13 protein-coding genes are annotated in these 14,916 nt (G+C 30.7%); 6 read left to right on the top strand and 7 right to left on the bottom strand.

The genetic code is table 11. The features are described from left to right. Positions 1-7: 7 nt before the first annotated feature. The 5 genes from gatA (at position 8) to rpsI (ending at position 4,628) form a co-directional block, all read left to right on the top strand. Positions 8-1,453 carry an Asp-tRNA(Asn)/Glu-tRNA(Gln) amidotransferase subunit GatA gene (gene gatA, locus bpSLO_RS01675; protein WP_025407431.1) on the top strand — a complete coding sequence of 482 codons (1,446 nt, stop codon included), beginning with the start codon at positions 8-10 and terminating at the stop codon, positions 1,451-1,453. Then, positions 1,443-2,900 (top strand): Asp-tRNA(Asn)/Glu-tRNA(Gln) amidotransferase subunit GatB, encoded by a 1,458-nt coding sequence (gatB, locus tag bpSLO_RS01670; RefSeq protein ID WP_025407432.1) that lies wholly within the window; start codon positions 1,443-1,445, stop codon positions 2,898-2,900. The genes gatA and gatB overlap by 11 nt, the downstream gene beginning before the upstream one ends. Further along, positions 2,893-3,678 carry a hypothetical protein gene (locus bpSLO_RS01665; protein ID WP_025375369.1) on the top strand — a complete coding sequence of 262 codons (786 nt, stop codon included), beginning with the start codon at positions 2,893-2,895 and terminating at the stop codon, positions 3,676-3,678. Before gatB ends, bpSLO_RS01665 begins: the two co-directional genes overlap by 8 nt. Positions 3,679-3,757: 79 nt before the next feature. Next, positions 3,758-4,207: a 50S ribosomal protein L13 gene (gene rplM, locus bpSLO_RS01660; RefSeq protein WP_038447901.1), complete on the top strand. Its 450-nt coding sequence runs from the start codon at positions 3,758-3,760 to the stop codon at positions 4,205-4,207. A 10-nt stretch (positions 4,208-4,217) separates the two neighbouring features. Beyond that, on the top strand, positions 4,218-4,628 hold the full coding sequence (gene rpsI, locus bpSLO_RS01655; protein ID WP_025407434.1) for a 30S ribosomal protein S9: 411 nt from the start codon (positions 4,218-4,220) through the stop codon (positions 4,626-4,628). A gap of 50 nt (positions 4,629-4,678) precedes the next feature. On the opposite strand, the gene eno is transcribed toward rpsI, so the two are convergent. Then, positions 4,679-5,980 carry a phosphopyruvate hydratase gene (gene eno, locus bpSLO_RS01650; RefSeq protein ID WP_025407435.1) on the bottom strand — a complete coding sequence of 434 codons (1,302 nt, stop codon included), beginning with the start codon at positions 5,978-5,980 and terminating at the stop codon, positions 4,679-4,681. Between the two features lie 125 nt (positions 5,981-6,105). Here eno and bpSLO_RS01645 point away from each other — a divergent pair, with 125 nt between their 5' ends. Beyond that, positions 6,106-6,861: a hypothetical protein gene (locus tag bpSLO_RS01645; RefSeq protein WP_038447904.1), complete on the top strand. Its 756-nt coding sequence runs from the start codon at positions 6,106-6,108 to the stop codon at positions 6,859-6,861. Between the two features lie 158 nt (positions 6,862-7,019). Here bpSLO_RS01645 and bpSLO_RS01640 read toward each other — a convergent pair whose 3' ends face one another. The 6 genes from bpSLO_RS01640 to bpSLO_RS01615 form a co-directional block, all read right to left on the bottom strand. Beyond that, positions 7,020-8,009 carry an ABC transporter ATP-binding protein gene (locus tag bpSLO_RS01640; protein WP_025375364.1) on the bottom strand — a complete coding sequence of 330 codons (990 nt, stop codon included), beginning with the start codon at positions 8,007-8,009 and terminating at the stop codon, positions 7,020-7,022. Further along, positions 8,010-8,882 carry an ABC transporter ATP-binding protein gene (locus tag bpSLO_RS01635; RefSeq protein WP_025407436.1) on the bottom strand — a complete coding sequence of 291 codons (873 nt, stop codon included), beginning with the start codon at positions 8,880-8,882 and terminating at the stop codon, positions 8,010-8,012. A gap of 10 nt (positions 8,883-8,892) precedes the next feature. Then, entirely contained in the window at positions 8,893-9,945 is a 1,053-nt protein-coding gene (locus bpSLO_RS01630; protein ID WP_025375362.1) for an ABC transporter permease, read from the bottom strand. A gap of 9 nt (positions 9,946-9,954) precedes the next feature. Further along, positions 9,955-10,875, bottom strand: a complete 921-nt coding sequence (locus tag bpSLO_RS01625) for an ABC transporter permease (protein ID WP_025375361.1) — start codon at positions 10,873-10,875, stop codon at positions 9,955-9,957. 225 nt (positions 10,876-11,100) lie between these two features. After that, a complete protein-coding gene (locus tag bpSLO_RS01620; RefSeq protein WP_025407437.1) occupies positions 11,101-12,687 on the bottom strand; it encodes a peptide ABC transporter substrate-binding protein in 1,587 nt (528 codons plus the stop codon). Positions 12,688-13,128: 441 nt separating this feature from the next. Next, positions 13,129-14,724, bottom strand: a complete 1,596-nt coding sequence (locus bpSLO_RS01615; RefSeq protein ID WP_025407438.1) for a peptide ABC transporter substrate-binding protein — start codon at positions 14,722-14,724, stop codon at positions 13,129-13,131. Between the last annotated feature and the right edge of the window lie 192 nt (positions 14,725-14,916).

Here is a 14,916-nt window from a genome sequence, read left to right as displayed (position 1 = left end):
TATTGATTTGGAGTTCAGGGGTTTAAGTTTAATAAAAATTAAAGAATTAATATTGACTCGCAGGTGTAAAATTTATGATATTGTGCTCTTTTATAAGGAACTTTATGAAGCAAATAAGGATATCAATGGATATATTGAATTTTTTGATGATTCATTAGAATTGGCAAAAAAATATGATGAACTTTTGGGTAGAGGTGAGGGACAGAATTTGCCCTTAATTGGTATGCCCATTGCTGTTAAGGATAATATTTCAATTAAAAATAAAGCCTTGACTTGTGCATCTGAACTTTTGCAAGGATATGTTTCTCCTTATGATGCAACTGTTATTAAGAGATTAAAAGATAACGGTGCAATTATGATTGGTAGAACGAATATGGATGAATTTGCAATGGGCTCTTCTTGTGAGTTTTCTTATTATGGTGTTACGCTTAATCCTTTAAATAAAGAATATGTTGTGGGTGGTAGTTCTGGTGGTTCTGGAGCTGTTGTTGCTGCCAGTCAAGCTCCTTTTGCACTTGGTAGTGATACTGGAGGTTCTGTTAGACTCCCTGCGTCCTTTTCAAGTTTAATTGGTTTTAAGCCTTCTTATGGAGGTTTATCTCGTTATGGACTTGCATCATATGCGTCATCTCTTGATCAAATAGGATTTTTTGCTAGTTCTATTGATGATGTGGCTTTAATATTAAAATATACTTGTGGAATTGATAAAATGGATGCTACTAGCATAGATCTTATTCAAGATCCTTATCCATTGTTAAGTAAGTCTTTAGCAGGTACCAAATTGGCTGTAATTAAAGAACTTAGTGAAGATTTAATGGAACCAGAGGTTGTATGCGAATTTTCTAAATTTAAATCTGCACTTTTAAAGAGAGGCGTTGAAATTCATGAAGTTTCAATAGAGGCAGTGAACTTTGTACTTTCTCTTTACTATTCATTATCACCAGTTGAAGCTGCATCTAATCTTGCTCGTTATACTTGTCTTCATTATGGGAAAAGGTTAAATGATGAATTAAATCTTAATGATTTTTACTATAGACATAGGAGTTTATTTTTAAGAGAAGAAGTGAAAAGGCGTATTGTGCTTGGTAATTATTTATTATCAAAAGGTTATGATTTGCAATACTATGTAAAGGCTTGTAAAATTATTGAAAATGTATTGGTTCCAAAATTCAATGAAATTTTTAATAATTATTCATATATTATTACGCCTACAAGTTTTGTGAAACCTTTTAAAATTGGTGAAAATTTTGATAATCCTATAAAGATGTATTATTCTGATCTGTGTACTGTGATTGCTAATCTTATTGGGGCCCCTGCACTCTCTATTCCTTTTTCTCAAGATGATAGGGGATTACCTATTGGTATGCAAATAATTGGTCAAGTTAAGAGAGATTTTGAGCTTTTAAGTTTTGCAAAAAATGTAATAGAGGAATTGGGATTAAATGGAATATAAGTTGCTTGTTGGTTTAGAGGTTCATATACAATTAGGATTAAAGACCAAAGCTTTTTGTGGGTGTAAGAATGATTTTGGTGGAATTCCAAATTCTCGTACTTGTCCAACATGTCTTGGACTTCCTGGAGCATTGCCCAGTATAAATAAAGAACTTATTAGTAGTGCAATTTTAGCTGGGCATGCTACTAATTCTAAAATTAAAAATATTGTTAAGTTTGATAGAAAGCATTATGCTTATCCCGATTTACCTAAGGGATATCAAATATCTCAAAATGACACACCAATTTGTGAAAATGGATTTATCTTTATTGAAACTTGTTCAGGTTTAAAAAAAATCAATATTGTTAGGATACATATGGAAGAAGATTCTGGCAAAAGTTTGCATTTGCTTGAGAGTGAAAATCGAAGTTATATTGATTTTAATCGTTCAGGTGCACCATTACTAGAAATTGTCTCAAAACCAGATATTAATAATGGAGAAGAAGCCGTAGCTTATTTGAGTGCTTTAAGAGAAATTTTTAGATATCTTGATTTGTCTGATTGTAACATGGAAAACGGGTCATTTCGTTGTGATGTTAACATTAATTTACTTATAAATGAGAATGGTGTTGAGTATAAAACCCCCATTTCTGAGATAAAGAATTTAAATTCTTTTAAATCAGTAAAGTTAGCAATTGATTATGAAAAGTCAAGGCAAAAAGAAGAGTGGATTTTACATAGAAAAACTTTTGAGAGTGTAGGTAAACATACAATGGGTTTTGATGATAAAAAGGGTATTACAGTGCTTCAAAGGAGCAAAGAGACGGTAGCTGATTATCGTTATATAAAGGATCCCGATTTGCCTTTGATCAAAATCGATGATTCTTATATTGAAAGTATAAAGTCTAATAGAATGGTGGAATTGCCTTTTGATACAAGAGTTAGATTAAAAGAGCAATATGGTCTTAGTGATTTTGATGTTGTGACTTTAACGACTGATAAAAACTTGGTTAAATATTTTGAAGAGGCAGCAATTGCCTCAAGTGATCCTAAGAGAGTGGCAAATTGGATATTGTCTGAGGTATTAAGTGTACTAAATGATAGAGAGATAAGTATACTTAATTTTAATTTACCACCGTCATATATTAGTGAACTTGTTGAATTCATTGTTAGTGATAGGGTAAGTGGTAAGATAGCAAAAGAAATATTTTTAGAAATGCTTGAGCGAAATGTTTCTTCTTCTATCATTATTAATGAAAAAAATTTAGCACAGATAAGTGATAGCTCTCTCATTGAGTCAGTTGTGTTTGAGGTTTTGAATGAAAATCCTAAATCAATTGAACTTTATAAGAAAGGTAAGAGTCATGCAATTAAGTTTATGATGGGTCAAATTATGCGCAAAACTTCTGGAAGGGTTAATCCCGTTCTTGCAAATGAGATTTTAATGAATAAATTAAGGGATGTATAATAAATCTTTGTTTAGCTGTTTTCCAATAATTAAAAGAGCAAGATTTTTTTATCTTTATGATATTCGTGGTAATAGGTATTTGGATTTATACTTGAATGGGGGACTAAACTTTTTAGGACATAGGGTTCAAGGGTTAAATCTTATTCTTAAGCAAACTTTTTCAAGAGGTCTTACTGCTTCTTATCCTTCTGTTTTTAGAAAACAATTTGAAAACGTTCTTTTTTCTTTTTTTAAAGAAGCAGGATTTGTGTGTATTTTTAAATTTGAAAGGGATGCTAGAGATTTTTTATTATCTTTAACAGACCAGTGTTATTTTAGTAGTCCTTGGGAGGAAAAGCAGGGTATATATGAATTTAAGGCTGGATTTAATAATTTTAGATATCCTATGTTTGTAAAGATCCCAATGCCTGGTTGCATGTCTATTAACATTGCTATAGTAGATAATTTATCTAGAAAAATAGAATTTAGAGATTCTTTTGATGCTTTAACTTTAGCGATTGCTAGGCATATGCTTACTAAGATTTTGTCTTATGAAAAGAGTACAAAAATTAATTTTAATATTTTTGCTACACCTATATTTAAACTAATTAATAGATATATGTTTCCTCTTTATAAATCTGAGTATCATAATGAAATTTTTAATGAGTATTTAAAGAATGGCTATTTAATTAGTCCTTTTTTTGATGTTCCTTCGCTTGTTCCTTTAAAATTTTCTAAAGGAGATTTAGATGGGTTTCACAAAGTTTCTCTTAAGCTACAGGATAAATTTGGCTGTTAGTATTGACAGGTTAACTTACAAATAATACAATGAAAAAGTATAACTTTGTAGAATATCTAAGTGAGGACTGTATATTATTATGAATAGGATAACGAATAATAAAACAATATGGATTAAACCTAAGTGTGTAGAGAAAAAATGGTGTATGATTGATGCGTCAGATAAAGTTCTTGGTAGAGTTGCTACAGAAGCTGTTAAAATTTTGAGAGGTAAGCATAAGCCCTATTATACGCCCCACCAAGATTTAGGTGATAATGTTATAATTATTAATGCTTCAAATATTAGGCTTACTGGTAAGAAATATTCTCAGAAAATTTATTATAGACATTCAAGATATCCTGGAGGTCTTCGTTCTGATACTTTTAGAACATTATCTGAGAGGAAGCCAACAGCTCCTCTTGAAATAGCTATTAAGGGTATGTTACCAAAGGGACCTTTGGGACGTGAACTTTTTAGAAATCTTAAAGTTTTTGCGGGTTCTAATCATACGCTTAATTCTCAAAAATTTTATAAATTAGAAGCAAATTAAGAGAGGAAAAATGGCAAAGTCAGATGTTAAAGGTATTAATTTAGGAATGGGTACGGGAAGGAGAAAGTCTTCTGTTGCTAGGGTTTACATTAGGGAAGGTAAGGGTGATATTAAGATCAACAATAAGGATTTTGATTCTTATATTCAACTTGAAAATTTAAAGACAATTGCTTTGTCTCCATTAGTTTTAACAAATACTCTTGGAAAATATGACCTTTACATTAATATTTATGGCGGGGGAATTTCAGGCCAGGCCGGTGCTATTAGACATGGTATTGCAAGAGCTCTTTTTGATCTTGATGAAGAGTATAAAATGATTCTTAAGTCCAATGGGTTTTTAACAAGAGATTCGCGAAAAGTTGAGCGTAAAAAATTCGGTAAGAAAAAGGCTAGGAAAAGCTTTCAGTTTTCAAAAAGATAAGTATTTTGTTTATATGAAAAAAAGCCCTCTTATGAGGGCTTTAGTTATTATTATTGTTTTTTAATGGAATAAAAAACGTCTCTTCCGTGGTATTCGGCAATACTTCCTAGTTCTTCTTCTATTCTTAAGAGCTGATTATACTTAGCTATTCTGTCTGTTCGTGATAAAGATCCTGTCTTGATTTGTCCTGTTCCAAGTGCAACAACAAGATCGGCAATTGTTGTATCTTCTGTTTCTCCCGAGCGATGTGAAACTATTGCAGTATATCCTGCTTTTTTTGCCATCTCTACAGCTTCAAAAGTTTCAGTTAGTGTTCCAATTTGATTTACTTTAATGAGAATTGCATTTGCAACTTTCATTTCAATTCCTTTTTTAAGGAATGATGTGTTTGTTACGAATAAATCGTCACCAACAAGTTGAACTTTATTCCCAATCTTATCTGTAAGTTTTTTCCAACCATCCCAATCTTCTTCAGCCATTCCATCTTCAATTGATATGATAGGATATTTTTCTACCCATTTTGCCCAGTATTCAACCATTTCTTCAGATGTGAGTTCTTCTTTTGTTGACCATCTAAGTACATATTTTTTTGTTTTTGGATCATATAATTCAGATGTTGCTGGATCAAGAGCGATTGCGATATCTGTTCCAGGTGTATATCCTGCACTTTGTATGGCTTCCATAATAACTTCACAAGCTTCTTCGTTTGACTTTAGATTTGGTGCAAATCCACCCTCATCCCCAACAGCTGTTGCGTAACCTTTTTTACTTAAAATACCTTTGAGTGTATGGAAAACCTCAGCAGACATTCTTATTGCATCACTGAAAGTTTTTGATCCAATTGGCATTATCATAAATTCTTGAAAATCGACACAGTTATCTGAGTGAGCACCTCCATTTATAATATTACACATTGGTGTAGGTAAAATATTGGCTTTGTATGCACCAAGATATTGATAAACTTTAAGCCCAAGGTGTTCGGCTGCTGCTCTAGCTGTAGCCATTGAAACCGCAAGAATAGCATTAGCCCCAAGTTTTGATTTATTAGGAGTGCCGTCAAGTTCAAGCATTTTTTTGTCAATTTCAACTTGGTTTAAAGCACTCATTCCTTCGAGTTCTGGAGAGATAATATTTATTATATTTTCAACTGCTTTGAGTACCCCTTTCCCCATATAAACAGATTTATTACCATCTCTTAATTCAACAGCTTCATTGGTTCCTGTTGATGCGCCTGATGGAACAGCTGCTCTACCTAGAGAACCATCTTCAAGTATGACATCTGCTTCAACAGTTGGATTTCCTCTAGAATCAATTATTTGCCTAGCTTTTATTTCATAAATATGAAAGCCCATTTTCAGCTCCTTATTGGTTAATATTTGTATATTTACTTTAGTATATATTTTTAGTATAATAATAAATAAGACAAATGTGTAGTATTTTGGCAAAAGAATTGTTTATTGGATTTTATAATTAAATCATGGAAAGAATTTTAGGTTGGCTATTTTATTTTATATTCTTTTTCTTTAATATTTTTAATATTTGTTCACAATGTTATGTAATTGAAAATTTTGATTTATCTTTAAATGAGTTTTTAGAAGTTTCAACAAGAAAGGATAATTTATCACCAATTGTTGACTCTAAGAGAGTCATTATGTTTTATCCTCCAAATAAGGGTATTAGGAAAATTTTTGCTGCTTTTGATTTTGATGGTTATGCAAAAAAGTATTTATTTAAGAAGAATAAGTATGGACTTTTTTTTGTAAAGATTAATCTCCCTCATGGAGTTGGTAGCATTAAGTATAGGCTTGTTGTAGATGGTATCTGGACAAATGATGAATATAATAAAAATGTAGTGTTTAATAAAGACTTAATACCATTCTCTATAATTGATATAGGTGTAGATCATAGTTACGTGTCTTTACGAAATCCGATTGATTCTTCTGATGGAAGAGAAGTTGAAATTTTTTATATAGGTCGTCCTGGACAGATTGTTACGATAGCTGGCAATTTTAATAATTTTAATCCATTTTTAAATAGATTAGTTGAACAAGAACCCTATAAAGGGGTATATACTATTAAGCTTAAAGACCTTCCTAAGGGTAGAATTTATTATTATTTTGTCGATTCTGGAAATAAAGTTATAGATAAGAATAATGTTAATAGAATTAATCTATATTCGGTTGAAGGTATTGACAATAAGATGGATTTTGAAGTCTCTTATTTTGATAATTAATCGCTTAAAGGGAAGAATTGAAGTTCTTGTTAGCAATTCTTAATACAATTTATCTATGTAAATATAAAAATTTATGCTGAATTAAGTTAACAACCCACATTGTTTTGTGAGGCCTAAATATAGAAATATGGGTTAAGACAAATAAACTTTTATTTGTCTTAAGTATCATTTTTATTGATCAGATTATTCATTTCATCAAAAAGGTATTTAGATACGAAATGATCCTTTTCTACTTCTTCAAGAGTTGTATTTTTTGGTGTGATAGATGTGTTTCGTATATTTGTTAGAGATGGTTCATCAAGCTTGATAGTTTTGTTTTTTATTTTTTCAGGATCAATTTCAGGAATAGATGCTATTAATGTTTTAGTGTATGGATGCTTAGGGTTTGAGAATAAAATTTCTCTAGGTGCAATCTCTAAAATGACCCCCAGATACATTACGGCAATTTTATCGCTCATGTATTTTACTACTGCCAAGTCGTGTGAAATGAATAGATAAGATAAATTCAATTCTTTTTGTAAATCTTTAAGTAAATTTAAAATTTGTGCTCTTATTGATACATCTAGTGCAGACACGGCTTCGTCTAGCAGTAAGAGCTTGGGATTTAGAGCAAGTGCTCTTGCTATTCCTATTCTTTGTCTTTGTCCCCCTGAGAATTCGTGTGGATATCTAGATAGCATGCTTTTTGCAAGTCCAGTAATATCCATTAATTCATTTACTCTTTTTTCTATTTCTTGCTTGGTTCTTGGGAAAATTTTATTTTCGTTGTATATCACTAATGGTTCTGCTATTATTTCTTTTATTGTCATTCTTGGATTGAGGGATGTGTGTGGATCTTGGAATACCATTTGCATGTCTTTTTTTGTCTTTAAAAGTTCTCTTTTTGACAGTTTAGTAATATCTTTTCCATTGAAATATATGTTGCCAGATGTTGGTGTGTAGAGCTGCATTATTGTTCTTAAGGTTGTTGATTTCCCACATCCAGATTCTCCAACCAGTCCTAATGTTTTATTGCGTTCAACTTCAAAGCTGATACCATTTACAGCATTTACCTTACGTTTATTTTTCCAAAATAAAAAGTTTTCTCCAATTGTGAATGTTTGTACTAAGTTTTCTACTTTAAGAATTATGTCTTTTTCATTTTTCATTTAAAGCTCCCCCATTTTGTTTGTAATAGTCCCAATAGGATTATCTTTAATTGAATAAAGTTTTTCGTTTGGATCCTTATCAAGAGTAAGTATTGATTTTAGAAGTCCAATTGTATATGGATGTTTAGGATTTTTAAATATTTCTTGTACTGTACCTTCTTCTACAAATTTTCCTTGGTACATTACAGAAACTGTATCGCATACTTCTGCAACTATTCCTAAATCATGGGTTATTAATATGGTGGAGGTATTAAATTTTTTAGACAGGCTTTTTATGAGTAGTAATATTTGTTCTTGGATTGTGACATCAAGAGCTGTGGTTGGCTCGTCTGCAATTAATAATGATGGATGGCAACTGAGAGCCATTGCAATCATAACTCTTTGTCTCATTCCCCCTGAAAATTGGTGTGGATAGTGTTCTATTCGCTCTTCTGCATTTATGACACCAACTGTTTTTAACATTTCTATTGCTTTTTGCTTTGCTGTCTTTTTATCTAATTTTTGATGTAACATTATTGTTTCTTCAATTTGTGTAGATATTCTTAAATATGGATTTAAAGAAGTCATTGGATCTTGGAATATCATTGCTATTTTATTGCCTCTAATATTTTGCAGTTCTTTTTCGCTAAGTTTTAGTAAGTCTTGACCTTCAAATAGTATTTTACCGGTTTTGTATACTGTCGTAATTTCAGGCAGTAATTTTAATATTGCCATGCTTGTGACAGATTTACCGCTACCAGATTCTCCAACAATAGCCCTAATTTCTCCTTTTTTCATTTTTAAGTTTATGTTGCTTACAGGATATATTGTTGTATGCTTCAACTTAAACTCAATTGATAAATTTCTTATGTCCAGCATATAGTCTTCTTTCATTTAATGTCTCCTAGAGGTTGTCTTTTGGATCAAATGCATCTCTTAATCCGTCGCCTAAAAAGTTCATAAATAGTAAAAATATTGTCATGACTGTTGCTGGGATGAAAATTTTCCATGGGTATTCAATAAATGTGGGGATTCCGTTTTTGATTAATTCTCCCCAACTAGTCATTGGTGCTGATATTCCCAGACCTAAGAATGATAAAAATGATTCAAGCATAATGAATGATGGAACATTCATTGTTGTAATAATTACTATCATTCCAAAGCTATTAGGAATTAAATGTTTAAATATCATTCTCTTATTTGTTGCACCTAGTGTTCTAGCCGCCTGTATAAATTCAGATCTTGCAAGTGATTTTACTTGTCCTCTTACGATTCTAGCAATTGTTAACCATGAGATAATGCTAATTGCAATAAATACCCCAATGATATTTCTTTCCATAACAGTCATTAAAATTATTATGACAAGTAAAGTAGGTAAGACATAAAAAATTTCTATTATTTTAGTTATTATCCTATCGATAATACCATCAAAAAAGCCCGCTATTGCACCTATTATAGTACCTATAATCATTGATATGAGTGCTCCAATAAAGCCTACAGATATTGATATTTGACTTCCTTGTATTATTCTTGCAAGCAAATCTCGTCCAAGATTGTCTGTTCCTAGTAGGTATATTCTTTTGTGTATTTTAATTTCTTTTCCATCAATTGTTTGAACCTCGGTCTCTATTTTTCTTTTTATCTCTTCTAGTTTTGCTTTTTCTTCCTTATTGATTTCTCGTTTTTCCTTTGCTGATAATCTTTTTATGAAATGAAGTTCCTTTTCATACCATAGTTCTCCAGCATACTTAAGAGATGGGGGCAAATCGGCATGTTCTACTACTTGAGTATGATATTTGTATATTGGTAGTATTGGCCGAAGTATTGCAATTAGTATATAAAATCCGATAATAAATATACTAATAAACGCAAGTTTGTTTTCCTTGAATCTTAACCAAGCTCTTTTGTTTGCTGTGTGGATTTCTACGTAGGTGTCTTGCTTTTCCTGTTCGTTCATTTTGTTCTCCTATGTTCTTGGATCAAGCTTTTTATAAGCAATATCAGATGCTAAAATGGAAATGAGCAAGATTGTTGAATATACTAATAGTGAACCCATGAGTAGTGGATAATCCCTGTTTAGAGATGATTCTACTGTAAATGTACCCATTCCAGCAATTCTAAATATTTGTTCAATAACCATACTGCCAGAAATTATACCAGCAAATGCAGGACCTATATAACTTACTAGAGGGAGTATAGAGCCTATTAACACATGCTTTCTGATTATTACATTAAAGCTTAGTCCTTTAGCTTTTGCTGTTCTTACAAAATCGCTCTTTAGTATTTCTAACATAGAACCTCTAATAATGCGTGTAAAAATAGCTATCCATGGCAAACTCATTGTTAATATTGGCATAATTAAATTTGTAAGACCTCCTCTTTCTGAAATCCATCCAGAAGTGTAAAATAATTTTAATTTTACAGATAAAAAATATTGTAAAAGAGGACCAGTCACAAAGGTGGGTACAGAAATTCCACATATTGCTGCTATTCTTATTATATAATCGGTGCGAGTGTTTTTTTTGATCGCTGCTAATGATCCTAGTAAAATTCCAAGTGTGAGAGATATTATTAAGCTTATTATTCCAATTGTAAATGATTTAGGAAATCCTAATTTTATGTATTGATTTACATTTAAATCTTTCTTTACTAATGATGGCCCAAAGTCTCCTTTTAAAATGTTTGTGATGTAGTAGTAAGCTTGCACATAAAAAGGTTTGTCAAGATGGTATTTTTGCATCAATTTTTCTTTAACTTGAGGATCAATGGGTTTTTCAGAATCAAATGGGTTTCCGGGAGCAAGCCTCATTATTAAAAAACACAAAAAAATTATTACTATTAAAGTTGGTATTGTTTCCAGTATTTTTTGCATGGTAAACTTTAACATAATTGCTCCTTATTATAACAGAAAGATTTTTTTCGTTGTATAATTAGTTATTTTAACATATGAGATTGAATTTTTTTCAAAAAATATTGAATTTATTTTAGTTGAGACAATTTACACAATTAAGCTAGCCTTACCTTATGCATTAATATATAAATTACAATTTTTAAAGAAAAGAATTAAATGTTTGATAAACAAACATCTATCTTAATAGATGTTTGTTTATTGTTATTTGATTCTTTTAATTTCAGAGAAATTAAATCTTTCTGAGATGTTAGGTACCCAACCGGTCCATTTGTCATTTTTGAATAGGTAATTTCCTGCATATATGTATATTGGGGCTACAGGGAAATCTTTCTTTATAATTATTTCTTCAGCTTGTCTTAAAATGTTTTGTCTTTTAATTGGAGCTTGCTCGTGATCAGATTGGTTTATTAAATTTTCATATTCTTTATTAAAGTACTTGTATGAGGAAAAATGAGCAAACTCTTTTTGGAATAAACTTAAGAATGTTAATGGATCTGAATAATCACCCATCCAACCAGATCTTGCTATTTCATAATTTCCTTTTTCTTTGGTTGCTAAGAATGATGCCCATTCTTCATTTTCAAGTACAATGTTGATATGTAAAATTTTTTTCCATTGATTTTGAACAAATTCAGCAATTTTTTTATGACTTTCATTTGTATTATATTTGAGTTTTAATTGAGGGAAATTCTCACCATTAGGATAACCAGCTTCAGCCATTAGTTCGTTTGCTTTTTGTGGATTAAATAATTCTAGTGGTTTGCCGTAAGAATAATTATTAAAGTTTGGGCTTATATTTCTTGTAGGAATAGAACCATTATCTATAACTTTTTTTGTTAATGTTTCTCTATCAATAGCAAGAGTTAAAGCTTCTCTAACCTTTACATTATCAAGTGGTTTGACTTGTGTGTTAAATGAAAAGTAGTAAAGACCATTAATAGCAGATGAATAATGATCATTTCTTAATTTTATTTCTTTTATTAAATCAGGTGGAATTGCTCCATGTGTAAGCATATCAATTTCATTATTTTCATACATTCTATAGGCAGTGGATGCATCATTTATTGTGTAAAATACAAGTTCTTGTAATTCAATGTTTTTAGCGTTAAAGTATTTATCATTTTTTATAAGTGATATTTTTTCGTTGGGTTTTCTTTCCTTTAGTTTGTATGCACCACTTACTACCATATTTTCAGGATTTGTCCAGTTTTTTCCATATTTTTCAATAGCATGAACTGGTACTGGTATGAAAGATTGGTGTACTAGCATATCTAAAAAGTAAGCTTTTGGAGTAATAATAGAGATTTCTAGTGTCAATTCATCTATAGTTTTAATGCCAAGTTCAGAGTCTGGTATTTTGCCATCGAAGTAATCTTGTGCATTTTTGATTGTTGACTTAATCATACCGACATAATTTGATGCTGTATCTTTATTTAACATCCTAAGATAAGATCTTCTTATACCTTCAGCAGTAATAGGGACCCCATCACTCCAAACGATATCTTTTCTTAAGTGAAATGTATATATAGTTCCATCATCGGATATGTCCCAAGATTGAGCTAGTCCTGGCTTGTATCCACCAGTTTTTGAGTCACCATCTACTATACCACTAAACATTTGTGCGACTATAGTTGCACCTATTTTATCTTCAGTTAATTGTGGATCTATTGATTTAGGTTCTCCTCCCATGCTGATTTTGAAAGACAAATTTTCTTTGCTACTTTCCTTACTGCAGGCTAAAATAGCTATTAAGAAAAATATCATAAACGTATGTTTTTTTATGTTCATTCTTTTATCTCCTAGTTACTAAAGTTAATTCTAATTCAATTAAAACAGTTAAAAGTTTTAAAGGGTTTTTCCTATAAAATTTGTTTTATTGAACCTTTTAATTTATTTGGTAAAAAAATCAATTATACCATAAAATACGTTTAAATATAAAGATAATAAGAGAGGCATATGAATGTAGGATATTATTGGATATTAAATGAGATGTGTATCTTTGCTTAACTTTTTGAATGGTTACTTGGTGTTCGATATAAAAAAAGTTATAAAGTAAAATAATGAACTATCATAAGAGAGATTCAGATGCAAAAATTTTGAGGTGATTTTAAAATCTATGATTATGTAATAAAAACCACTCCTATAATTTGTAGAAGTGATTTTTAATCATTATTAAGTAATTATTAAGTATTAGTCTATTAATTTTAAAGTTATTTTCATATTTTATTATTAATTATTAATGTTTTCTCTTTTATATTTTATTTCTTCATAAAGATAAGCTTCTGAAACATTAGGAATCCAACCAGTCCATTTGTCATGTCTGAATAGATAGTATGATTTGAGTATTGAGAGTGGAGCTACAGGAAAATCTTGCTCTATAATTATAGCCTCAGCTTGTCTTAAAATGTCTTGTCTTTGTAGTGGGTCTTGTGCAAAATTAGATTGTTCTATTAAATTGTCATACTTTTTGTTTGAATAGCCATATGCTCCAAATCCTTGATTATCTGTTGTAAATAGACTTTCAAGGAATGTTAGTGGATCTGAATAATCACCTGTCCATCCCATATATGATGTTTGATAATTACCTGTGTTTCTATTATTTAGGAATGTATTCCATTCTTCAATTTCAATTTCAATGTTAATGTTTAGTGTTTTTTTAAGTTGTTCTTGCAAGAACTCTGCAGTTATTGCCATTCCATTTCGTTGTGAGGTTTTATATTTAAGAGTAGGAAAACCTGCTCCATCAGGATAACCAGCTTCAGCTAGTAGTTGTTTTGCTCTTTGTGGGTCAAATAATTTTAATTGTTTCCCGTAAGAATAATGCTCAAATGGTGGTGTTAAGTTTCTTGTTGGTTTTGATTGACCCTTTAGAGTAATCTTGTTGAGTGCTTCTCTGTCAATAGCAAGAGTTAAGGCTTCTCTAACCTTTACATTATCAAGTGGTTTGATGGTGGTGTTAAATGCCATGTAGGATACTCTATTTATAGGATGAGAATAATAGTCATTTCTTATCCTAGCTTCATCTAAGTATTCTGATGCTACTTTGGTTAGGAAATCAAGTTCGTCGTTTATGTACATGTTATACGCGGTGTTTCCTTGTACCTGATAAAATATCACTTCATCTATTTCAACATTTGAGGCACTGTAGTACTTATCGTTTTTTTCAAGCACTATTTTTTCATTTGGGATTCTTGTCTTTAATTTGTATGCACCACTTACTACTATATTTTCAGGATTGGTCCAAGCTTGTCCATATTTTTCAATAGCATGAACTGGTACTGGTATAAATGTTTGATGTGCTAACATATCAAGAAAATAAGGTTTTGGAGCAACTAAAGTTATCTCTAAAGTTGAATTGTCTATAATTCTAATACCAAGTTCGGATTCCGGTATTTTACCTTCGAAGTAATTTTTTGCATTTTTGATTGTTGATTTAATGATGTCAACGTATTGTGAACCTGTTTCTTTATTTAAAACTCTAAGGTAAGACTTTCGAATTCCTTCAGCAGTAATGGGAACTCCATCACTCCAAATAATACCTTCTCTTAAGTGCAGTGTGTATACAAGTCCATCTGCAGATATATCCCAAGATTGAGCTAATCCTGGTTTATGTCCCCCAGTTTGTGTGTTTCTTGTTGTTAAACCTGCAAATGTGTTTATAATTATGTTGAATGCTTGTACAGAAGTAGCAAGTTGAGGATCAAGTGAATCAGGCTCGGCTTCATTTGTTACTCTAAATGTTATCTTATCTTTGTGTTCATCACCGGAACAGGAAGTTAGCCATATAATCAGTAAAGATAAAAGAATTATTGTTTTATATTTCATAGTTTATTTATTCTCCTTATAAATATTTTTTATTTTTCTTTTGAATTATTCTTGTTTAACATACTTGAATGGATTTTACTTTAATTTGCTAAATAAATAAAGTATAATTATGTAAAATATTTATATGTGAGTATATTACATGGAATATTTTTGGTTTGCTAGTATCTTTTTTTCAAGAACTTTAAAGGATGA

This window comes from Borrelia parkeri (assembly GCF_023035815.1).
GTDB classification, from domain to species: Bacteria; Spirochaetota; Spirochaetia; order Borreliales; family Borreliaceae; genus Borrelia; species Borrelia parkeri.
The sequence above is the reverse complement of the archived record's forward strand: the minus strand, read 5'-3'. Positions and strand labels throughout refer to the sequence as shown.